The following is a 22,088-nucleotide window of genomic DNA, read 5'->3' on the forward strand; positions in this document are numbered from 1 at the left end:
AGCGGGTGCAGCTTGGCGACGGCTCGCTCTATGCGCTCGACACCGGCATCGGCGGCAACACGTTCGACGTGTACGCCATGCTGTACGCCGCCTTCGGGCAGGCGCCGTCCACCGGGCTGCTGAGCGACTGGGTGGCCGATGCCGACGCCTTGCTGCAGACGCCGGGCCGGGACCTGGGCGACCTCGGCCAGGCGCTCATCGACCGCTACGCGCCGGGGGTGAGCAACCAGGCCTTCGTGAGCTACCTGTTCCAGGCGCTGGTCGGGCGCGCCGCCACCGCGCCGGAAGTGCAGTCGTACACCGACATGATCGGTCCGGGCCGCCAGTTCGAGACCGCGGGCGACCTCTACGCGTATGCGGCGCTGCTGGGACTGAACACGAACAAGATCGCCGGCATCGTGGGGTCGATCCAGCCGCTCGAGGCGAGCTATTTCGCGTGACCGTCCGCAGGCGGCGGGCCGCGCCGCGCGCTGCTTAAGGGAAAACCTTGGGCTGAGCAGGAGGGGCCGCTCCTAGAATCTGCTGCACTGCAACAGGTCGCGCCGCCAGCGGCGCGCGCGAGGAGCGCCACACAGTGCACAGCAAGAAAGCGACGGCCGCGAGCGGCAAACCTGCCCTGCGGGTGATCAAGAAATATCCGAACCGCAGGCTCTACGACACCGACACTTCCACGTACATCACGCTGTCGGAGGTGAAGCAGCTGGTGATGGATCACGAGCCGTTCGTGGTGCGCGACGCCAAGAGCAACGAGGACCTCACGCGCAGCATCCTGCTGCAGATCATCCTGGAAGAGGAGGCCGGCGGGGCTCCCATGTTCAGCGAAGCCGCGCTGGCCAACCTGATCCGTTTCTACGGGCACGCGGCGCAGGGGTTCATGGGCACCTACCTCGAAAAGAACGTGCAGGCGTTCACCGACATCCAGGCCAAGCTGGCGGAGCAATCCAAGACGCTGACGCCGGAGATGTGGGCCCAGTTCATGAACATGCAGAACCCGTTGATGCAGGGGATGATGGGCAACTACGTCGAGCAGTCCAAGCACATGTTCGACCAGATGCAGGAGCAGATGGCCAAGCAGACCGAGCAGATGCTCGGCGCCTTCGGCATCAAGCGCTGATCTGGCGAGGAACGCGAAAGTCCTCATCCCGGCGGGCCCAGGGCGGGTCGGGGAGAATGGAGGGTTATGACCGAAGCACCCTCCACCGAGACGAAGGCCCCGAAGATCGGGTTCGTGAGCCTCGGCTGCCCGAAAGCCCTGACCGATTCCGAACTCATCATCACGCAACTGAGCGCCGAGGGCTACCAGACGGCCAAGACCTTCGACGGCGCCGACCTGGTGATCGTCAACACCTGCGGCTTCATCGACGACGCCGTTCGGGAAAGCCTGGACACGATCGGCGACGCGCTGGCCGGCAACGGCAAGGTGATCGTCACCGGCTGCCTGGGCGCCAAGACCGGCTCGGGCGGGGGCAACCTGGTGCGGCAGATGCATCCTTCGGTGCTGGCCGTCACGGGGCCGCACGCCACGCAGGAAGTGATGGACGCGGTCCACGCCAACCTGCCCAAGCCGCACGATCCGTTCGTCGACCTGGTGCCGGCCGCCGGCATCAAGCTGACGCCGCGCCACTACGCCTACCTGAAGATCAGCGAAGGCTGCAACCACCGCTGCACCTTCTGCATCATCCCCTCGATGCGGGGCGACCTGGTGAGCCGGCCGGTCGGCGACGTGCTGAAGGAAGCGCGTGCGCTGTTCGAAGGCGGCGTGAAGGAACTGCTGGTGATCAGCCAGGACACCTCGGCCTACGGCGTCGACGTGAAGTACCGCACCGGCTTCTTCGACGGCAAGCCCGTGAAGACGCGTATGCTGGAGCTGGTCCGGACGCTCGGCGAGCTGGCCGAGCCCTATGGCGCCTGGGTGCGCTTGCATTACGTCTATCCGTACCCATCCGTCGACGAAGTGATCCCGCTGATGGCAAGCGGCCGCGTGCTGCCGTACCTCGACGTGCCGTTCCAGCACAGCCACCCCGACGTCCTGCGCCGGATGAAGCGGCCGGCCAGCGGCGAGAAGAACCTGGAGCGGATCCAGCGCTGGCGCGAGGCCTGCCCGCAGCTGGTGATCCGCAGCACCTTCATCGCCGGCTTTCCCGGCGAAACCGAAGAAGAGTTCGAACACCTGCTGCAGTTCATGCGCGAGGCGCGCATCGACCGTGCCGGCTGCTTTGCCTACAGCCCGGTCGAAGGCGCTGCCGCCAACGAGCTGCCCGGCATGCTGCCGCAGGAACTGCGCGAGCAGCGCCGCGACCGTTTCATGGCCGTGGCCGAGGAGGTGTCCGTCGCCAAGCTGCGCGAGCGGGTCGGTGCGACCATGCAGGTGCTGGTCGACGCCGCGCCGGCCCTCGGCCGCAAGGGCGGGGTGGGGCGCACCTACGCGGATGCGCCGGAGATCGACGGCACGGTGAAGCTGCTGCCGCCGGAAAAGCTGAGCAAGCAGCTGAAGGTGGGCGAGTTCACGCAGGCCCGGATCGTTGCGGCCGAAGGGCACGACCTCGTGGCGGTGCCGGTCTGACGAGCGACCACCGCAATGAAAAAGCCGGCTCGCGCCGGCTTTTTTGCTGGCTGCGGCAGTCACGCTCGTGCCTGCCGGCGCCGCAGAAACAACAAAGCCGGCAGTGCCGGCTTTATCATCTGTCGCTTGGTGCCCAGGAAGGGACTCGAACCCCCACGATGTTACTCGCTAGTACCTGAAACTAGTGCGTCTACCAATTCCGCCACCTGGGCATTTCAGGAAAGAAGGGATTCTATATCAAAAACATTGGACACAACAATACCGGACTCCTCGATGAGATCGAGGGAACCATCCAGGGGCACCGCGACGGCCACGGATTCGTGATACGCGACGACGGCGAGGGCGACATCTACCTGCCGCCCAACGAGATGCGCGCCGTGCTGCACAAGGATCGCGTCAAGGCGCGGATCGTGCGCCACGACCGCCGCGGCCGCGCCGAGGGCCGCGTCGTCGAGATCGTCGAGCGCCCGCCGCAGCCCATCATCGGCCGCCTGCTGCACGAAAGCGGCGTCTGGCTGGTCGCGCCGGAAGACAAGCGCTACGGGCAGGACGTCCTGATTCCGAAGGGCGCGACCGGGCTCGCCAAGGCGGGACAGGTGGTGGTCGTCGAATTGACCGAACCGCCCAGCCTGTACGGCCAGCCGGTGGGCCTGGTCAAGGAAGTGCTGGGCGAGATCGACGACCCCGGCATGGAGATCGAGATCGCCGTGCGCAAGTACGGCGTGCCGCACGAGTTCTCCGAAGCCGGCCTGGCGCTCGCACGCTCGCTGCCCGACAAGGTGCTGCCACAGGACAAGCGGCACCGCGTCGATCTCACCGACGTGCCGCTGGTGACGATCGACGGCGAGGACGCGCGCGACTTCGACGACGCGGTCTACTGCGAGCCGGCCAAGGCCGGCCGGACCAAGGGTTGGCGCCTGCTGGTCGCCATCGCCGACGTGAGCCACTACGTGCAGACCGGCAGCGCGATCGACATCGACGCCTACGACCGGGCCACCAGCGTGTACTTCCCGCGCCGCGTCATTCCGATGCTGCCGGAGAAGCTGTCCAACGGCCTGTGCTCGCTCAACCCCGAGGTGGAACGCCTGTGCATGGTGTGTGACATGCTCATCACGGGCACCGGCGAGATCTACGCCTATCAGTTCTATCCGGCCGTGATGTGGAGCCATGCGCGCTTCACGTACACCGAGGTGGCCGCGATCCTGGCCAACACCAAGGGCCCGGAAGCGGTGCGCCGCAAGGAACGCGTGCAGGACCTCATCAACCTGCACGACGTGTACCGAGCGCTGCTGAAGGCGCGCAACCAGCGCGGCGCCGTCGACTTCGAGACGGTGGAAACCCAGATCGTCTGCGACGAGAGCGGGCGCATCGAGCGCATCGAGCCGCGCACGCGCAACGACGCGCACCGCCTGATCGAGGAGGCGATGCTCGCGGCCAACGTCTGCAGCGCCGATTTCATCCAGCAGAGCAAGCACCCCGGGCTGTTCCGGGTGCACGAGGGGCCGACGCCGGAGAAGAAGGACATCCTGCGCAATTACCTCAAGGCGATCGGCGTCTCGCTGTCGATCAGCGAGGAGCCGCAGCCGGCCGAGTTCCAGCGCATCGCCGAGGCGACCAAGGACCGGCCCGACGCGCTGCAGATCCACACCATGCTGCTGCGCTCGATGCAGCAGGCGATCTACACGCCGATCAACAGCGGCCACTTCGGCCTGGCCTACGACGCCTACACGCACTTCACCAGCCCGATCCGCCGGTATCCGGACCTGCTGGTGCACCGCGTGATCAAGGCGATCCTGTCGAAGCAGAAATACGAGCTGCCGGCCTTGCCGACGCCGGGCGAGGCGCACGAGAAGCTGGCGCGCCGGCTGGCGAGCCGGGTGAAGGCGCCCACGCACAAGCCGAAGAAGCCGCCCGCGCCGCCCAGCCGCGAGGTCCAGGCCTGGGAGGCGGCGGGCCTGCATTGCAGCGCCAACGAGCGCCGCGCCGACGAGGCCAGCCGCGACGTCGAAGCCTGGCTCAAGTGCAAGTACATGCGCGAGCACCTGGGCGAGGAATACAGCGGCGTGGTCACGGCCGCCACCACCTTCGGCATCTTCGTCACGCTGGACCAGATGTACGTCGAGGGGCTGGTGCACATCACCGAGCTCGGCGGCGAATACTTCAAGTTCGACGAAGCGCGCCAGGAACTGCGCGGCGAGCGCACCGGCATCCGCTACGCGATCGGCAGCCGCGTGCGCGTGCAGGTGAGTCGCGTCGACCTCGACGGCCGCAAGATCGACTTCCGGCTGGTGCGCGACGACGAGGAACTGGTCCGGGCGATGAAGGACAAGGGCCTGGTCGGCGCGGGGGCCGCGCCCGGCAAGGCTGGCGGCAAGCGCGCTGCCAAGCGCCCCGGTGGCGAGGCCGGCTCCTCGATGGGGGCGCTCAAGGCCGCCGTGAAGAAGGCGGCCAGCAAGAGCAAGGGCCGCAAGCCGCGCCGCTGAGTGGCTCCGGTCGGGGGGTGCTGCGCGAAGCGGTTAGCATCCGCGCAGCACATCACCGACAAGGAGTCCTCATGGCAACCAAGGAAGCGGCCACGCGGGTCGCGATCGTCACGGGCGGCAACGCCGGCATCGGCAAGGCGGCCGCCCTGGCGCTGCTGGGCGACGGCTGGCGCGTCGCCATCGCCGGGCGCCGGCGCGAGGCCCTGGATCAGGTGGTCGCCGAATGCGGCGCGGGCGACCGCATCCTGCCCGTGCCGACCGACGTCACCGACCCCGCCTCGGTGGCGGCGCTGTTCGCCGCCACGCAGCAGGCCTGGGGCCGCGTCGACCTGTTGTTCAACAACGCGGGCATCGGCGCGCCAGCGGTGCCGATCGAGGAACTGCCGCTGGAGAAGTGGCAGCAGGTGGTCGATACCAACCTGAACGGGATGTTCTATTGCATCCAGCAGGCGTTCAAGGCGATGAAGGCGCAGTCGCCGATGGGCGGGCGCATCATCAACAACGGCTCGATCTCGGCCCACGCGCCGCGCCCGTTCTCGATCGCCTATACCGCCACCAAGCACGCGGTGACGGGGCTCACCAAGGCCGCCGCGCTGGACGGCCGGGCATACAACATCGCCGTCGGCCAGATCGACATCGGCAACGCCGGCACCGACATGGCCAACCGGATGGCCAAGGGCGTGCCGCAGGCCAACGGATCGATCGCGCCGGAGCCGCTGATGGACGTGAACATCGTCGGCCAGTCGGTCCTCTACATGGCCAATCTGCCGCCGGAGGCCAACGTGCTCTTCCACACGGTGATGGCCACCAAGATGCCCTTCGTCGGGCGCGGCTGACGAGCCCTCAGAGTGCCGGGGCGGCGGCTGGCGCGAACTGCGTCGCCCGGGCGAGCTGGGCCGCCGTCAACGGCTGGCCGGCGGGCCAGGACTGGGCCGCCAGTCCGTGCAGATACACGGCCGCCGCGGCGGCGTCGAAGGCGCTGCCCGCGCCGGCGAGTCGGGCCGCCATCAGGCCCGCCAGCACGTCGCCGGTGCCGGCCGTGGCCAGGCGCGCATTGCCGGTCGGATTGACCAGCGGGGCGCGGTCCGGGGCGGCCGTGACGGTGCCCGAGCCCTTGAGGACCACCACCGCGCCGAAGCGCTGCGCCAGCTGCCGGCTCGCGGCGAGCCGGTCGGCCTGGACGTCGCCAGCGCCGCAGCCGAGCAAGCGCGCGGCTTCGAGCGGGTGGGGGGTGAGGACCGTGGGACGCGCGCGCCGCCCGCGCGCCGCCAGCAGCGACTGCAGTTGCGCATCGACGGCGATCGCGTTGAGCGCGTCGGCATCCAGCACCAGCGCCCGGGCCTGCGCGATCACGGCCGGCAGCGCCTCGCGCACCGCCTCGCCGCCGCCACAGCCGCAGGCCACGCTCATGCGCGAGAGGTCCAGCGATCGCCAGTCGCGCAGCATGAAGGCCGGCTGGGAGGCGTCGAAGGGCGGCGCGGCCGGATCCAGCAGGGCCACGAACACGCGACCCGCGCCCCCATGCAGCGCCGCGTCGGCAGCCAGCAGCGCCGCTCCGCCCATGCCGCAGGCGCCTCCCACGACCACGACGTCGCCGTAACTGCCTTTGTGCGAGGCGTGGCGCCGCGCCGCATCCGGCGGCGGCCCGGCGAGCCACGCCGTCGGATCGGCGGGTGCGGCGACGCCCAGGTCGTCGAACCAGACCTGTCCCGCCGCGTCGCGCCCGCCGCCGGTGAACAGCCCCGGCTTGAGCGTGAGCAGGCACAGCGTGTGGCTGGCGCGCAGCGGCTGCCCGGCGCCGGTGTCGGCGGCCAGTCCCGAGGGGAGATCGACGGCGAGCACCGGCTGCGCGCCCTCGTTCATGGCCCCTGCCCACGCGGCCAGCTCGTCCTCCAGCGGCCGGCCGGCACCCAGGCCCAGCATGGCGTCGATGGCGAGCTCCCATGTCGCGGGGGGTCGCGCCGCGAACGGGACGCCGGCCGCGCGCGCGCGCCGCAGCGAGGCCAGGGCATCGGGCGGTGCCCGGCCCGGGTCGCCCGACCAGGTGATCACCGGGTTCTTGCCCCACGCGCGCAGGTGCGTGGCCGCCTCGAATCCGTCGCCGCCGTTGTTGCCCGGGCCGCAGGCGATCCAGATGGTCTTTGCATGCGGCGCCAGGGCCAGCGCCAGCCTGGCGACGGCGAGTCCGGCGCGCTGCATCAGCGTGTGCGGCGGCAGCGGCGCCGCCGCGTGCTGCTCGATGGCCCGGCTGGCCGCCATGTCGAACAATGGCCAGGCGCGGCCCGGGCGGATACGTTCCATGGCCGGATTCTCCACCGGCGCCGCGCGACTTACAAACGAAGGCGCTCGACGCCCAGGCCTTCGATGTCGACCGCGGGCGCGCGCCCCGCGACCAGATCGGCCACCGCCCGGGCGCTGCCGCAGGACAGCGCCCACCCGCTGGAGCCGTGGCCCAGGTTCAGCCAGACCCGCGGGATGCCGCTGGCGCCGAGCAGGGGCGGGCCGTCGGGCAGCATCGGCCGCGCGCCTTTCCATTCCTGGACGCCGGCCCCGGTATTGGCCAGCTGCGCGGCGCCGGGGAACCAGTCGTGCAGCACCTTGTACAGCGTCTCGATCGATGCCCGGCGCTTGCGGTCCGGGTCGCCGCCGATTTCGGCGCTCCCGGCGACCCGCACGCGGTTGCCCAGGCGCGCGATGGCGACCTTGTAGCGCTCGTCCATCAAGGCGCTGCGCGGCGCGTTGAGCGGCTCGCGGATCGGCGCGCTGATCGAGTAGCCGTACACCGGCACCAGCGGCACGCGCAGGCCGAGCGGCCGCAGCAGGGCCGCCGATTCGACGCCGCCGCAGACGATCACGGCGTCGAACACACGCTGCTGCGGCGCGTCGGCGCCGAGCGCCCACACGTTGAGCGCCGCGGGGTTGGCGCGGTCGAGCGCATCGACCGCATGGTTGAACTCGAACGTCACGCCTTCGCGCTGGGCTTCGTTCTTCAGCAGCAGGGCGAACTGGCGGCAGTTGCCGACCTCGTCCCCGGGCAGGTGCACCGCGCCGACGAAGCGCGTGTCGGGGTTCAGCGCCGGCTCCGCCGCCCGCGCCTCGTCCGCCGTCAGTTCCTTGAACGCAACTTCGGCGTCGCGCAGCACCTGCAGGCTGGGCTGCACCAGCTTGCGGTCCTTCTCGCCGCGCAGCAGCACCATGTAGCCGGCGCTGTGGTCATAGTCGAACTGGAAGTGCTCGCGGATCTCCCCCAGCCGCGCGCGGCTGTAGAACGCCAGCCGCTGCATGCGGGCGCGGTTGGCGGCATAGGTCGCCGGGTCGCACGACTTGAACCAGCGCCACATCCAGGCGACGTGCGCGCGCGACAGCGGCAGCGTCACCCGCACCGGTGCGTGCTGGCGCATCAGGTAGCCGGCGATCTTGCCGGGCATGCCGGGCGAGGCCCAGGGCGTGACGTAGCCGGGTGCGACGACGCCGGCGTTGGCGAAGCTGGCCTCTTCGGCCACGGCGGCGCGTCGCTCGAAGACGGTGACCTCGTGCCCGTCCACGGCAAGCTCGAAGGCGGTGGTGACGCCGACGATGCCGGCGCCGATGACGGCGACTCTCATGGCTGCGTTCCCTTGCGTGGCGCGCCCGTCATGCGGCGCCCGACAGGCCGGCGAGCACGTCCTGGGCGCGCAACCCGATGTTCAGCACGGCGTCGTCGTGCAGCGCCCCGTGCCAGATCATCAGGCCGACCGGCAGCTCGCCGCGCGCGTGGCAGGGGATCGACAGCGCGCAGCCGTCGAGCATGTTGACCACGCTGGTGTTGCGCAGCAGCAGGGCGTTGACGCGGAAGAATTCCCGGTCGCGCGCCTCGTCCTGCGCGACATCGACGCCGGTGGCGGGCGCCAGGTCGCGGATCGGCGGCGCCACGATCGGCACCGTGGGCGACAGCACCGCGTCGAAGCCGGCCAGCGCCGTGTGCACCCGGCTGATCCACTCCTGGCGGGCGCGGAACAGGTCGAGGTATTCCCAGGCCTTCATGGTGGCGCCGCGCTCGATGCGAAAGCGCACGCGGGGGTCGTAGCCGTCGCCGGCGCGCTCGAGCAGGGCGCGGTGCCAGGCGTAGCTTTCCGCGGCCGTGAACCCGCCGAGCGTCTGCAGGCTGCCGAGATCGCGGATGGCCTCCAGCGAAATCTCCTCGATCCGCGCGCCGGCCCGGCGCAAGGCGGCGAGCGCGCGCTCGAAGGCGTTGGCGACGGTCTGGTCCATGCCGTCGAGCATGCTGGTCCTGGCCATCGCCAGCCGATAGCCGGACAGCGGCGCCTGCGAGCGCTCGACGGTCCGGCCGGCGAGGATCTCGTGTGCCAGGATCGCGTCGCGCACCGTCCGCGTCATGGCGCTCACGGTGTCGAGCGTCGTCGACAGCGGCAGCGCGCCCTGGGCAGGCGTCAGCCGCGCCGTGTTCTTGAAACCGACGATGCCGCACAGGGCGGCCGGAATGCGGATCGAGCCGCCGGTGTCCGAGCCCAGGCCGATGAAGGCGGCGCCGGTGGCGACCGAGACGGCCGCGCCGGACGACGATCCGCCCGGCACGCGCGGGGTGACCGGGTCCGCCGGATTCGCCGGGGTGCCGTGGTGCGGGTTGGTGCCGACGCCGGAGAAGGCGAACTCGGACATGTTGGTGCGGCCGATGACGACGCCGCCGGCGGCCTTCAGGCGCTCGACGGCGACGCAGTCCCGGGCCGCCGGCGGCGCGTCCGCCAGGACCTTCGAGCCGGCGGCGGTGGTCTGTCCGGCCACGTCGAACAGGTCCTTGACCGAGACCGCCAGGCCGGCCAGCGGTCCGGCCGTCCCTGCCGGGTCAGCCGCCGCACGCCGGGCTTCGTCGAACGAGGTCGCCACGAACGCGGCGCTGCAGGCGGGCGACTGGGCAATGCGGATGCATTCGTCCATCTCGGCCGTGGCGCGGGCCTGGCCTGCGAGCAGCCGTTCGCGGGTGGCGATGAGGTCGTGGCGCATGGGGGATTCCGTCAGCGGTGCTATAATTTTTGGGTTTTGCCGGGCCGGCGTGCGAGCCGCGCCGATCCGCCGGGCAAAACAATCGCGAATCCAGCCCCACAAGGTGTTGTCGCTGCCTCGAAGGCAGCAGCAATTTACGGGCTGGATTTTAGACCCAACCTTCAGGAAAGCAGACCATGGCAGTCACAATGCGTGAAATGCTGGAAGCCGGTGTCCATTTCGGGCATCAGACGCGCTTCTGGAACCCCAAGATGGCCCCGTTCATCTTCGGCCATCGCAACAAGATCCACATCATCAACCTGGAAAAATCGCTTCCGATGTTCCAGGAGGCGACGAAGTTCGTGCGCCAGCTCGCCGCCAACCGCGGCACCATCCTCATGGTCGGCACCAAGCGCCAGGCCCGCGACATCGTGTCGACGGAAGCCCGCCGCGCCGGCGTGCCCTTCGTCGACCAGCGCTGGCTGGGCGGCATGCTGACGAACTTCAAGACGGTGAAGACCTCGATCAAGCGCCTCAAGGACATGAAGGCCCAGCAGGAAGCCGGCCTCGAGTCCATGTCGAAGAAGGAACAGCTGATGTTCCAGCGCGAGATGGAGAAGCTGGAGAAGGACATCGGCGGCATCCAGGACATGAACAGCCTGCCCGACGCCATCTTCGTGATCGACGTGGGCTTCCACAAGATCGCCGTCTCCGAAGCCAAGAAGCTGGGCATCCCGCTGGTCGGCGTGGTCGACTCGAACCATTCGCCCGAGGGCATCGACTACGTGATCCCCGGCAACGATGACTCCGCCAAGGCCGTCGCCCTGTACGCCCGCGGCATCGCCGACGCGATCCTGGAAGGCCGTTCCAGCGCCACGGCGGACGTGGCCAAGGCGGTCGCCGAAGGCAGCGACGAATTCGTCGAGGTGCGCGAAGGCGCCGGCGCCTGATCGAGCACCCGAGGCCGCAAGGAAGGGGCTCTCGGGCCCCTTTTTGCTACCGAAACCTGAACTGAACGATACGAGGTAAGAAATGGCTGCAATCACCGCAAGCATGGTTGGCGAACTGCGCGCGAAGACCGACGCGCCGATGATGGAGTGCAAGAAGGCGCTCACCGAAGCCAACGGCGACATGGAGAAGGCCGAGGAACTGCTGCGCGTCAAGCTCGGCAACAAGGCCGGCAAGGCTGCCGCGCGCATCACCGCCGAAGGCGTGGTGACCGCGTTCATCGACGGCAATTCGGGCGCGATGCTCGAAACCAACTGCGAAACCGACTTCGTCACCAAGAACGACGGCTTCCTGGCCATGGCGCGCGCCGCGGCCGAGCTGGTCGCCAAGCACGATCCCGCCGACGTCGCGGCGCTCGGCGCGCTGGCCTATTCGCAGGACGGCTTCGGCCCCACCCTGGAAGACGTGCGCAAGGGCCTGATCGGCAAGATCGGCGAGAACATGAGCTTCCGCCGCTTCAAGCGCTTTGCCGGCGGCAGCAAGCTCGCCTCCTACCTGCACGGCACCCGCATCGGCGTCGTCGTCGAGTACGACGGCGACGAAGTGGCTGCCAAGGACGTGGCGATGCACGTCGCCGCGATGAAGCCGGTCGCGCTGACCAGCGCCGACGTCCCGGCCGAACTGATCGAGAAGGAACGCGCGGTTGCCATGGGCAAGGCCGAGGAGGACCGCAAGGCCGCCGAGGCGGCCGGCAAGCCGGCGCAGTCCGCCGAGATCGTCGCCAAGCGCGTCGAGGGCGGGGTGCAGAAGTTCCTGAAGGAGGTGTCGCTGTTCAACCAGGCCTTCGTCAAGAACGAGAAGCAGACCGTCGAGCAGATGCTCAAGGCCGCGAACACGACGGTGAAGGGCTTCACGCTCTACGTCGTGGGCGAGGGCATCCAGAAGAAGGTGGACGATTTCGCCGCCGAAGTGGCGGCGCAGGTCGCCGCCGCCAAGGCCGGCGCCTGAGCGTTCCTGCCTCCCGTGCAAAGGGCGGTCCGCGTGACCGCCCTTTGCACAACCCGCCTCGCCAGGCGTCAACGCCGGTACACTCAACCCGTCTTTCAAGGAGCCCGTTCATGTCCCTTCGCCAGCCAGCCCACAAGCGCATCCTGCTGAAGCTGTCTGGGGAGGCCCTGATGGGCGACGATGCCTTCGGCATCAACCGCGCCACCATCGTGCGGATGGTGGAGGAGGTGGCCGAGGTCGTGAACATGGGCGTGCAGGTCGCCATCGTGATCGGCGGCGGCAACATCTTTCGCGGCGTGGCCGGCGGCTCGGTCGGCATGGACCGCGCGACCGCGGACTACATGGGCATGCTGGCCACGGTGATGAACTCGCTGGCCCTGGCCGATGCCATGAACAAGCAGGGGCTGATCCCGCGCGTGATGTCCGCCATCGGGATCGAGCAGGTGGTCGAGCCGTACGTCCGGCCCAAGGCGTTGCAGTACCTCGAAGAAGGCAAGGTCGTGATCTTCGCGGCCGGCACCGGCAACCCGTTCTTCACCACCGACACCGCGGCCGCCCTGCGCGGCGCCGAGATCGGCGCCGAGGTGGTGCTGAAGGCGACCAAGGTCGACGGCGTCTACTCGGCCGACCCGCAGAAGGACCCGTCCGCCACCCGCTACGCCACGATCTCGTTCGACGAGGCGATGACGCAGAATCTGGGCATCATGGACGCGACGGCGTTCGCCCTGTGCCGCGACCAGAAGCTGCCGATCAGGGTCTTCTCCATCGTGAAGCACGGCGCACTGCGACGGGTGGTGATGGGCGAGGACGAAGGCACGCTCGTCTACGCTTGAGAATGTCAGAGGAGAACAAGATGACCACCATTGCCGAAATCACCAAGACCATGCAGGGCAAGATGGACCAGACCATCGCCGCCTTCAAGCAAAGCCTGGTCAAGATCCGCACCGGCCGCCCCAACCCGGGCCTGCTGGACACCGTGCACGTCGACTACTACGGCTCGAACCTGCCGATCAGCCAGGTGGCCAACGTGTCGGTGCTCGATGCGCGCACGCTGAGCGTGCAGCCCTGGGAAAAGAACATGGCCGCCAAGATCGAGAAGGCGATCCGCGACAGCGACCTCGGGCTGAATCCGGCCTCGATGGGCGAGCTGATCCGCATCCCGATGCCGCCGATGAGCGAGGAGCGCCGCAAGGAGATGACCAAGGTCGTGCGCCACGAGGGCGAGGCGGGCAAGATCGCGATCCGCAACCTGCGGCGCGACGCCAACGACCACGTCAAGCGGCTGGTGAAGGACAAGCAGGCCTCCGAGGACGACATGAAGCGCTCCGAGGCCGAGATCCAGAAGATCACCGACCGCCACATCGCGGAGATCGACCAGCTGGTGCACGGCAAGGAACAGGAGATCCTGGCGGTCTGACCGCCAGCCCGCCACCGAGCCGCGCCGCGAGCCGCCCCCAGTTCCGACCCACATTCATGCAGAACCTGCCACACCACGTCGCGATCGTCATGGACGGCAACGGCCGCTGGGCCACGCGACGCTATCTGCCGCGGGTCGCCGGCCACAAGAAGGGCATGGATGCCCTGCGGGCGTGCGTGCGCCATTGCGGCGACCGCGGCGTGAAAGTGCTCACCGTCTTCGCGTTCTCCTCGGAGAACTGGAACCGGCCGGCCGACGAGGTGTCGAGCCTGATGGAACTGCTGGCGTTCGCGCTCGCGCGCGAGGTGCCGCAGCTCAAGGCCGAAGGCGTGCGCGTGCATTTCATCGGCGACCGCAGCGGCCTGTCGGAAAAGGTGCGCGCCGGCCTCGCGCAGGCGGAAGCCTCGACGGCGGCGAACACGCGGCTGGTGTTCAACATCTGCTTCAACTACGGCGGCCGCTGGGACATCGCCGATGCGGCCGCCCGGCTGGCGGCGCGCGGTGAAGCCATCACGGAACGCAGCCTGGCGGGCGCGCTGGCGCTGGCGCACGTGCCCGACCCGGACCTGATCATCCGCACCGGCGGCGAGCACCGCTTGTCGAACTTCCTGCTGTGGCAGGCCGCCTACGCCGAGCTGTATTTCTCGGACAAGCTGTGGCCGGATTTCGGCGGCGCCGACCTCGATGCCGCGCTGGCCGACTATGCGGGGCGCGAGCGCCGCTTCGGCAAGACCTCCGAGCAAGTGACCACCGCGCCCGCGCGCAAGGCCGCCTGAACCGCCCGCGCCGCATGCTCAAGCAGCGCGTCATTACCGCCATCGTCCTGCTGGCGATCCTGTTGCCGGCCCTGTTCTGGCCGACGCCCGCGCCCTTCATCGTCGTCACGCTGGTGCTGATCGCCGCCGGCGCCTGGGAATGGGGCCGGCTCAACGGCCTGCAACCTGCCGGCGCCGTGGCGTCGGGAATCGTCTGCCTCGCGCTGTGCGCCGCCTCCTGGCAGGCCGGCTTGCTGGACCGGCGGCTGCCGCTGCTGTGGACCGTCGCCGGCGGCGCCTGGGTGCTGGCCGGCGCCTGGCTCCTGCGCGCGGGCGTGGCGGGCTGGCCGCACATTCCTCGCGCCTTGCGGCTCGCGTTCGGCGTGCTGGCGCTGTGGCTTGCCTGGCTGGGCGTCGCGCAGGCCAAGATGATCGGCGTCAACTTCCTGCTGTCGGTGCTGGTGCTGGTGTGGGTGGCCGACATCTTCGCGTATTTCGCCGGCCGCGCGTTCGGCCTGAAGTTCACCAAGGGCAAGCTCGCGCCGACGATCAGCCCCGGCAAGAGCTGGGAAGGCGTCTGGGGCGGCATGGCCGGCGTCGTGGTGCTGGCGATCGCATGGACCCTGGCCGACCGCTCTCTGGCGGCGCAGGTGCCCAGCCTCTACAGCCGCCTGGCGGCGCATGGCTGGTGGCTGCTCGTGCTCGGCGCGCTGTTCCTGGCCGCCATGAGCGTCGTCGGCGATCTGACCGAATCGCTCGTCAAGCGCAGCGCCGGCATGAAGGATTCGAGCCAGCTGCTGCCGGGCCATGGCGGCGTGCTGGACCGCGTCGACGCGCTGCTGCCCACCTTGCCGCTGGCCATGATGCTGGCGACCATCGCCTCGTGAAGCGACGCATCACGGTTCTCGGCTCGACCGGCTCGATCGGCGTGAACACGCTCGACGTGATCGCGCGCCACCCGGAGCGCTTCGAGGTCTTCGCGCTCAGCGCCGCGACCCAGGTCGACCTGATGCTGCAGCAGTGCGAGCGCTTCGCGCCGCAGTTCGCCGTCATGGCGACCGAGCCGGCGGCGCGGGAGCTCGCGGCACGCTTGCGCGCTCGCGGCCTGGCGACGCAGGTGTTGTGGGGCCAGCGCTCGCTGGACGAGGTCGCCTCGCACGAGCAGGTCGACCTCGTCATGGCGGCCATCGTCGGCGCGGCCGGGCTGGCGTCCTGCCTCGCCGCCGCGGCGGCCGGCAAGCGCCTGCTGCTCGCCAACAAGGAAGCGCTGGTGGTCGGCGGCGACCTGTTCATGGAAACGGTGCGCCGCGGCGGCGCCACGCTGCTGCCGATCGACAGCGAGCATTCGGCGATTTTCCAGTCGCTGCCCGAGGACCCCGCCACCTGGGACGACCGGGTCGAGAAGATCATTCTCACCGCTTCCGGCGGGCCGTTTCGCACGCGCGATCCGGCGACGCTGCGCAACGTCACGCCGGAGGAGGCCTGCGCCCATCCGAACTGGGTGATGGGCCGCAAGATATCGGTCGACTCCGCGACCATGATGAACAAGGCGCTGGAGGTGATCGAAGCCCGGTTCCTGTTCGGGCTGTCGCCGCAGCGCCTCGAGGTGGTGATTCATCCCCAGAGCGTGATCCACTCGATGGTGCAGTATCGCGACGCGTCGGTGGTGGCCCAGCTCGGCACGCCCGACATGCGCGTGCCGATCGCCTACGGGCTGGCGTGGCCGGACCGGGTGACCTCGGGCGCGCCGGCGCTGGACTTCCACACGCTGGCCGACATGAGCTTCGAATCCTTCGACAGCCGCGGTCACCGCCAGCGCTTCCCCGGCCTGGCGCTGGCCTGGGACAGCCTGCGCGGCCCGCGCGGCACGACGGCGATCCTCAACGCCGCCAACGAAGTGGCCGTGGCGGCTTTCCTGGACCGGCGCATCCGCTTCGACCAGATCCATTCCGTCAACGTCGCGACCTTGTCGGCCGTCGCGCCGTCCAACCCCGGATCGCTGGACGAGCTGTTCGAGCTCGACCGGCAGTCGCGGGAAGCGGCCGGCGACGCAGTCGCCCGCTGCCGCGCCTGACCCCGGGACGCTCGCATGCTGACCGTCGTCGCCTTCCTCGTGGCCCTCGGGCTGCTGATCGCGGTGCACGAGTACGGGCACTACCGCGTGGCGGTCGCCTGCGGCGTGAAGGTGCTGCGGTTCTCGGTCGGCTTCGGCCACACCCTGTACCGCTGGCAGCCCAAGCGCCAGCGCCCGGGCCAGCACACCGAATTCGTGATCGGCGCGTTTCCCCTGGGCGGCTACGTCAAGATGCTCGACGAGCGCGAGGGCCCGGTCGACCCCGCCGAGCGGCACCTGGCGTTCAACACGCAGCCGCTGAAGTCGCGCGCCGCCATCGTGATGGCGGGACCGCTGGCCAACCTGCTGCTCGCGGTCCTGCTGTACTCCGTGGTGAACTGGTACGGCGTGCTGGAGCCCAAGCCGATCCTCGCCAGCCCAGTCGCCGGTTCGGTGGCGCAGCGCGCCGGGCTACAGGGCGGCGAACTGGTGCAGCAGGCGGCGTTCGCTGGCCACGCCCTGCGGCCGGTGCGCTCGTTCGAGGATCTGCGCTGGCTGCTCACGCGCGGCGCGCTCGACGGCCACGACGTGACGTTGCAGGTGGCTGCCGGCGACCGCCGCGGCACCAGCGAGGTCCTGCTGCCGCTTTCGACCGTGTCTTCGCGCGAAGCCGACGCGCAGCTGTTTCGCAGGATCGGGATCCTGGGTCCGTATACCGCGCCGGTGATCGGCGAGGTGATGCCCGCCGGCGCCGCCGCGCGCGCCGGACTGCGTCAGGGCGACGTCGTGCTGGCGATCGGCGCATCGCCGGTGGTGGACGGCCCGCAGCTGCGCGAGCTGATTCGCGCCAGCGCCGCCAGCGGCCAGGCCGCGCGCGCCGTCTGGCGTGTCCGCCGCGACGGTCGCACCATCGAGCTGCCGGTTCAGGCCGACCGGGTGCCGGATGCCAACGACCCCGGCAAGTCCGTGGGGCGCATCGGTGCTTACGTCGGCGCGCCGCCGCAGATGCTGACGGTGCGGCACGGGCCGATCGACGGCCTGGTGAAGGGCGCGGTGCGGACCTGGGAAGTCTCGGTGCTGTCGCTGCGCATGATGGGACGGATGATCATCGGCGAAGCGTCGCTGAAGAACCTGAGCGGCCCGCTGACCATCGCCGACTACGCGGGCAAGTCCGCCAGCCTGGGCCTCACGCAGTACCTCGTGTTCCTGGCCCTGATCAGCGTGAGCCTGGGCGTGCTCAATCTGCTGCCGCTGCCCGTCTTGGACGGCGGACACCTGATGTATTATCTTTGGGAGGCAGTGACGGGCAAGAGCGTCTCAGACGTCTGGATGGAACGCCTGCAGCGGGGCGGGATCGCGGTGCTGGTGATCATGATGTCGATCGCACTGTTCAACGACGTCAACCGTCTCTTTGGTTAAACCTTTTTGGTGGCCGCCCTCGCCGGGCCTGCAGGCGGGCAGGCCCGACCTGATTCAATGAAGAAACACATCAAGCGCTTCCGCGTGCGGTCGGTCTCGGCCATGGTCGCCATGGCGTTCGTCGCCAATGCGTGGGCCGTCGATCCGTTCACCGTGCGCGACATCCGCATCGAGGGCCTGCAGCGCGTGGAGCCGGGCACGGTGTTCGCGTCGCTGCCGTTTCGCATCGGCGACCAGTACAACGACGACAAGGGCTCGGCGGCGATCCGGGCCCTCTTCGCGCTGGGGCTGTTCAAGGACGTGCGGGTCGAGGTGCAGGGCGACGTGCTGGTGATCGCGGTGGAGGAGCGTCCCACCATCGCCGACGTCGACTTCGTCGGCGCCAAGGAATTCGACAAGGACGCCCTGAAGAAGGCGCTGCGCGAGATCGGCCTCACCGAGGGCCGGCCGTACGACCAGAGCCTGGCCGACCGCGCCGAGCAGGAACTCAAGCGCCAGTACATCAACAAGAGCCTCTACGGCGCCGAAGTGGTGACCACGGTGACGCCGATCGAGCGCAACCGGGTGAACCTCACGTTCACGGTGACCGAGGGCGAGCCGGCGCGGATCAAGGAAATCCACATCGTCGGCAACAAGAGCTTCTCCGAATCGACGCTGCGCGGCGTGTTCGACCTCGATACCGGGGGCTGGCTCAGCTGGTATACCAAGTCGGACCGCTATGCGCGTGCCAAGCTCAACGCCGACCTGGAGGCGCTGCGCTCGTACTACCTGAGCCGCGGCTTCCTGGAATTCAGGATCGACTCGACCCAGGTCGCGATCTCGCCCAACAAGCAGGACATCACGATCACGGTGAACGTGACCGAGGGGGAGCGCTACGTGGTCTCCGGCGTGAAGCTGGAGGGCAACTACCTCGGCAAGGAAGAGGAATTCAAGACCCTGGTGCGGATCAAGCCGGGCGAGCCGTACAACGCCGACCAGGTCGCCGAGACCACCAAGGCTTTCACCGACTACTTCGGCAAGTTCGGCTATGCCTTCGCCAACGTGGAGGCGCGCCCCGAAATCGACCGCACCACCAACCGGGTCGAGTTCACTCTGGCGGCCGAGCCGTCGCGCCGCGCCTACGTGCGCCGGGTGAACATCTCGGGCAACAACCGCACCCGCGACGAAGTGGTCCGGCGCGAGTTCCGGCAGTTCGAGTCGTCCTGGTACGACGCCGACAAGATCAAGCTGTCGCGCGACCGCGTGGACCGGCTCGGCTTCTTCAAGGAAGTGAACATCGAGACCAGCGAGGTGCCGGGCGCGCCCGACCAGGTGGACCTGAACCTCACCGTGACCGAGAAGCCCACCGGCAGCCTGCAGCTGGGCGCCGGCTTCTCGAGCGCCGAAAAGCTGGCGCTGTCGTTCTCGCTGCGCCAGGAGAACGCGTTCGGCACCGGGCACTATCTGGGCGTCGAGGTCAACACCAGCAAGTACAACCGCACCATCGTCTTCAACTCGGTCAATCCGTACTTCACGCCGGACGGCATCTCGCGCACCATCGACCTGTACCACCGTTCGTCGCGTCCCTACGAGGACCAGGGCGGCAACTACCAGCTGGTCACCACCGGCGCGGGCCTGCGCTTCGGCGTGCCGTTCAGCGAGCTGGACACCGTCTTCTTCGGCGGCAGCATCGAACGCACCACGATCAAGCCCGGCACCAACATCCCGGCCGCATACCTGGACTACGCCGAGCGCTTCGGCTACACCAGCTCCGCGCTGCCGCTGTCGATCGGCTGGGCCCGCGACAGCCGCGACAGCACGATCGCGCCGACCACCGGCCGCTACCAGCGCGTCGCCGGCGAACTGGGCGTGGCCGGCGATGCCCGCTACATGCGCGGCAACTACCAGTACCAGCAGTACATCCCGCTGAACCGCCAGTTCACGCTGGCGTTCAACGGCGAACTCGGCTGGGGCAAGGGCTTCGGCGGCCGCCCGTTCCCGGTGTTCAAGAACTTCTATTCGGGCGGCCTCGGCTCCGTGCGCGGTTTCGACCAGGGCACCCTGGGCCCGCGCGACGTGACCGGCGCCTCGATCGGCGGCCCGAAGAAGCTCACGCTGAACGCGGAGGTGATCACGCCGTTCCCCGGCGCGGGCAACGACCGCTCGCTGCGGATGTTCGGTTTTGCCGACGTCGGCAACGTCTACGGCGAAAACGAAAAGTTCAGCGCGTCGACCTTGCGGGCCTCCGCCGGCGTCGGCCTGTCCTGGATCTCGCCGATCGGCCCGCTGCGGCTGGCGGCCGCCTGGCCGGTACGCAAATTCGCCGGCGATAGAATCCAGAAATTGCAATTCCAGATCGGAACCTCCTTCTAATGAAGTACCTGACCCGTCACTGCGTCGTACTGATGTTCGGCCTGCTGGCGCTCGGCGCACAGGCCCAGGAATTCAAGGTCGGCTTCGTCAATACCGATCGCATCTTCCGCGAAGCCAACACCGCGAAGGCCGCGCAAGCGAAGCTGGAGCAGGAATTCGCCAAGCGCGAGAAGGAGCTCAACGACCTGGGCAATGCGCTGAAGAACGCGTCCGACAAGTTCGAGCGCGAGGCGCCCACGCTGTCGGAGAACCAGCGCGGCCAGCGCCAGAAGGCGCTGATCGACCAGGACCGCGACTTCCAGCGCAAGCGCCGCGAGTTCCAGGAAGACCTGAACGCGCGCAAGAACGAGGAATTGCAGCAGGTGCTGGATCGCGCCAACCGGGTCGTCAAGCAGGTGGCCGAGGCCGAGAAATACGATGTGGTGCTGCAGGAAGCGGTCTACATCAACCCCAAGTACGACATCACCGACAAGGTGATCAAGGCGCTGAACGCGTCCAGATAAGCGTGCAATTCCGCCTGGGCTCCATCGTCGAGGCGCTGGGCGGCGAACTGCACGGCGACGGCGAACGCCTGATCGACGGCCTGGCGCCGCTCGAATCCGCCACTGCCACCGAGCTGACCTTCGCCACCGGCGCGAAATACCGCCAGCCGCTGGCGGCGTCGAGGGCCGGCTGCGTCATCGTGCCGCCCGAGCTGCGCGAAGCGGCGCTCGCCCGCGGCGATGCGATCGTCGCCGACCAGCCGTACCTGTACTTCGCGCGCCTGACCCAACTCTGGAAGAGCCGGTTGCCGCGGGCCGCGACGCCGCCCGTCCACCCCAGCGCCGTGGTCGATCCGGAGGCGGTGATCGACCCGACGGCGCGCATCGGCGCCCTGTGCGTGGTCGAGCGCGGCGCGCGTATCGGCGCGGGCACGGTGCTCAAGGCGCGCGCGACGGTCGGCGAGGACTGCGTCGTCGGCGCACGCTGCGTCATCCACCAGGGCGCGGTGATCGGGGCCGACGGCTTCGGCTTCGCGCCCGACCACGGCCGCTGGGAAAAGATCGAGCAGCTCGGCGCCGTGCGGATCGAGGACGACGTCGAGATCGGGGCCAACACCTGCATCGACCGCGGGGCCCTGCAGGACACGGTGATCGAGCAGGGCGCCAAGCTCGACAACCTGATCCAGGTCGGCCACAACTGCCGCATCGGCCGGCACACGGCCATTGCCGGATGCGCCGGCATCGCCGGCAGCGCGACCATCGGCGCCCATTGCACCATCGGCGGCGCGGCGATGATCCTGGGCCATCTGCGGCTGGCCGATGGGGTGCACATCTCGGCCGGTTCATTCGTCGGGCGCTCGATCCTCAAGGCCGGCCATTACAGCGGCATCTTCCCCATCGACGACAATGCGAGCTGGGAGAAGAACGCCGCGACACTGAAGCAGCTGCACCAGCTGCGCGAGCGGATCCGCGCTCTGGAAAAGAAGACCGACTCATGATGGACATCCACGAAATCCTCAAGCAGCTGCCGCACCGCTATCCGATCCTGCTGGTGGACCGGGTGCTGGCGCTGGACGCCGGCAAGAGCATCCGGGCCCTCAAGAACGTTTCGATCAACGAGCCGTTCTTCACCGGGCACTTCCCGCACCGTCCGGTGATGCCGGGCGTGCTGATGCTCGAAGCCATGGCCCAGACTGCCGCGCTGCTGTCGTTCGCGACGGTCGGCGCAGCGCCCGATGACAAGTCGGTCTACTACTTCGCCGGCATCGACGGCGCGCGCTTCAAGCGGCCGGTGGAGCCGGGCGACCAGCTGATCATGGACGTGTCGCTGCTGCGCATGAAGGCGGGCATCTTCAAGTTCAAGGGCGAGGCCCGGGTGGGCGAGGAGCTCGCCTGCGAGGCCGAGCTGATGTGCACGATGCGCACCATCGCCTGAGGCCGGCATCGTGGCGCAGATCCATCCGACCGCGGTGGTCGATCCGCAGGCGCAGCTCGACGGCTCGGCGAGCGTCGGCCCGTACACGGTGATCGGCCCGCACGTGAAGATCGGGGCCGGCACGACCGTCGGGGCGCACTGCGTCATCGAAGGCCACACCACGATCGGCCGCGACAACCGCATCTTCCAGTTC

The 22,088-nt window shown here is 69.0% G+C and carries 20 protein-coding genes, 1 tRNA gene and 1 pseudogene; 18 read left to right on the top strand and 4 right to left on the bottom strand.

Annotation, left to right across the window (positions count from 1 at the left end; translation table 11 throughout):
* The 3 genes from VNT59_RS07010 to rimO all read left to right on the top strand — a co-directional run.
* The coding region (locus VNT59_RS07010; protein WP_325497609.1) for a hypothetical protein at positions 1–440 on the top strand (440 nt) is incomplete at its 5' end.
* Between the two features lie 134 nt (positions 441–574).
* Positions 575–1,114, top strand: a complete 540-nt coding sequence (gene phaR / locus VNT59_RS07015; RefSeq protein WP_325497610.1) for a polyhydroxyalkanoate synthesis repressor PhaR — start codon at positions 575–577, stop codon at positions 1,112–1,114.
* A gap of 66 nt (positions 1,115–1,180) precedes the next feature.
* The gene (gene rimO / locus VNT59_RS07020; protein WP_325497611.1) at positions 1,181–2,563 is read left to right on the top strand and encodes a 30S ribosomal protein S12 methylthiotransferase RimO; all 1,383 of its coding nucleotides are present in this window, start codon (positions 1,181–1,183) and stop codon (positions 2,561–2,563) included.
* 127 nt (positions 2,564–2,690) lie between these two features.
* On the opposite strand, the gene VNT59_RS07025 is transcribed toward rimO, so the two are convergent.
* Positions 2,691–2,775: transfer RNA gene (locus tag VNT59_RS07025), tRNA-Leu, on the bottom strand.
* Between the two features lie 108 nt (positions 2,776–2,883).
* Between VNT59_RS07025 and rnr the strand changes: the two genes are divergently transcribed.
* Both rnr and VNT59_RS07035 read left to right on the top strand, forming a co-directional pair.
* Positions 2,884–5,046, top strand: a complete 2,163-nt coding sequence (gene rnr, locus VNT59_RS07030; RefSeq protein ID WP_414708359.1) for a ribonuclease R — start codon at positions 2,884–2,886, stop codon at positions 5,044–5,046.
* A gap of 71 nt (positions 5,047–5,117) precedes the next feature.
* The gene (locus VNT59_RS07035; protein ID WP_325497612.1) at positions 5,118–5,882 is read left to right on the top strand and encodes an SDR family oxidoreductase; all 765 of its coding nucleotides are present in this window, start codon (positions 5,118–5,120) and stop codon (positions 5,880–5,882) included.
* A gap of 7 nt (positions 5,883–5,889) precedes the next feature.
* On the opposite strand, the gene VNT59_RS07040 is transcribed toward VNT59_RS07035, so the two are convergent.
* The 3 genes from VNT59_RS07040 to VNT59_RS07050 are packed head-to-tail and all read right to left on the bottom strand — an operon-like array spanning position 5,890 to position 10,047.
* On the bottom strand, positions 5,890–7,347 hold the full coding sequence (locus VNT59_RS07040) for an NAD(P)H-hydrate dehydratase (protein ID WP_325497613.1): 1,458 nt from the start codon (positions 7,345–7,347) through the stop codon (positions 5,890–5,892).
* Between the two features lie 29 nt (positions 7,348–7,376).
* Entirely contained in the window at positions 7,377–8,651 is a 1,275-nt protein-coding gene (locus VNT59_RS07045) for a D-amino acid dehydrogenase (RefSeq protein ID WP_325497614.1), read from the bottom strand.
* 28 nt (positions 8,652–8,679) lie between these two features.
* Positions 8,680–10,047: an amidase gene (locus VNT59_RS07050; RefSeq protein ID WP_325497615.1), complete on the bottom strand. Its 1,368-nt coding sequence runs from the start codon at positions 10,045–10,047 to the stop codon at positions 8,680–8,682.
* Positions 10,048–10,223: 176 nt separating this feature from the next.
* Between VNT59_RS07050 and rpsB the strand changes: the two genes are divergently transcribed.
* From rpsB to VNT59_RS07115, 13 genes and pseudogenes are all read left to right on the top strand, one after another.
* Complete coding sequence (gene rpsB, locus VNT59_RS07055; protein ID WP_325497616.1) at positions 10,224–10,976, top strand: 30S ribosomal protein S2; 753 nt, start codon at positions 10,224–10,226, stop codon at positions 10,974–10,976.
* Positions 10,977–11,058: 82 nt separating this feature from the next.
* A complete protein-coding gene (gene tsf, locus VNT59_RS07060) occupies positions 11,059–11,982 on the top strand; it encodes a translation elongation factor Ts (RefSeq protein ID WP_325497617.1) in 924 nt (307 codons plus the stop codon).
* A 110-nt stretch (positions 11,983–12,092) separates the two neighbouring features.
* Positions 12,093–12,815: a UMP kinase gene (pyrH, locus tag VNT59_RS07065; protein WP_325497618.1), complete on the top strand. Its 723-nt coding sequence runs from the start codon at positions 12,093–12,095 to the stop codon at positions 12,813–12,815.
* A 20-nt stretch (positions 12,816–12,835) separates the two neighbouring features.
* Positions 12,836–13,399 (top strand): ribosome recycling factor, encoded by a 564-nt coding sequence (gene frr, locus VNT59_RS07070; protein WP_325497619.1) that lies wholly within the window; start codon positions 12,836–12,838, stop codon positions 13,397–13,399.
* Between the two features lie 56 nt (positions 13,400–13,455).
* Positions 13,456–14,175 (top strand): polyprenyl diphosphate synthase, encoded by a 720-nt coding sequence (uppS, locus tag VNT59_RS07075; protein WP_325497620.1) that lies wholly within the window; start codon positions 13,456–13,458, stop codon positions 14,173–14,175.
* Positions 14,176–14,189: 14 nt separating this feature from the next.
* Positions 14,190–15,041: a phosphatidate cytidylyltransferase gene (locus tag VNT59_RS07080; RefSeq protein ID WP_325497621.1), complete on the top strand. Its 852-nt coding sequence runs from the start codon at positions 14,190–14,192 to the stop codon at positions 15,039–15,041.
* Positions 15,038–16,228 (top strand): 1-deoxy-D-xylulose-5-phosphate reductoisomerase, encoded by a 1,191-nt coding sequence (gene ispC, locus VNT59_RS07085; protein ID WP_325497622.1) that lies wholly within the window; start codon positions 15,038–15,040, stop codon positions 16,226–16,228. The genes VNT59_RS07080 and ispC overlap by 4 nt, the downstream gene beginning before the upstream one ends.
* A 15-nt stretch (positions 16,229–16,243) precedes the next feature.
* Entirely contained in the window at positions 16,244–17,626 is a 1,383-nt protein-coding gene (gene rseP, locus VNT59_RS07090; RefSeq protein ID WP_325497623.1) for an RIP metalloprotease RseP, read from the top strand.
* 57 nt (positions 17,627–17,683) lie between these two features.
* Positions 17,684–19,978: an outer membrane protein assembly factor BamA gene (bamA, locus tag VNT59_RS07095; RefSeq protein ID WP_325497624.1), complete on the top strand. Its 2,295-nt coding sequence runs from the start codon at positions 17,684–17,686 to the stop codon at positions 19,976–19,978.
* Positions 19,978–20,481, top strand: coding sequence for an OmpH family outer membrane protein (locus VNT59_RS07100; protein WP_325497625.1), 504 nt, complete (start codon positions 19,978–19,980; stop codon positions 20,479–20,481). Before bamA ends, VNT59_RS07100 begins: the two co-directional genes overlap by 1 nt.
* A gap of 2 nt (positions 20,482–20,483) precedes the next feature.
* On the top strand, positions 20,484–21,458 hold the full coding sequence (gene lpxD / locus VNT59_RS07105; RefSeq protein WP_325497626.1) for a UDP-3-O-(3-hydroxymyristoyl)glucosamine N-acyltransferase: 975 nt from the start codon (positions 20,484–20,486) through the stop codon (positions 21,456–21,458).
* Positions 21,455–21,895, top strand: a complete 441-nt coding sequence (gene fabZ / locus VNT59_RS07110) for a 3-hydroxyacyl-ACP dehydratase FabZ (protein WP_325497627.1) — start codon at positions 21,455–21,457, stop codon at positions 21,893–21,895. The genes lpxD and fabZ overlap by 4 nt, the downstream gene beginning before the upstream one ends.
* Positions 21,896–21,905: 10 nt before the next feature.
* Positions 21,906–22,088 (top strand): annotated as a pseudogene (locus tag VNT59_RS07115) (acyl-[acyl-carrier-protein]--UDP-N-acetylglucosamine O-acyltransferase); the annotation flags it as partial.

The organism is Ramlibacter sp. (assembly GCF_035554825.1).
In the GTDB taxonomy this organism is placed as follows: Bacteria; Pseudomonadota; Gammaproteobacteria; order Burkholderiales; family Burkholderiaceae_C; genus Ramlibacter.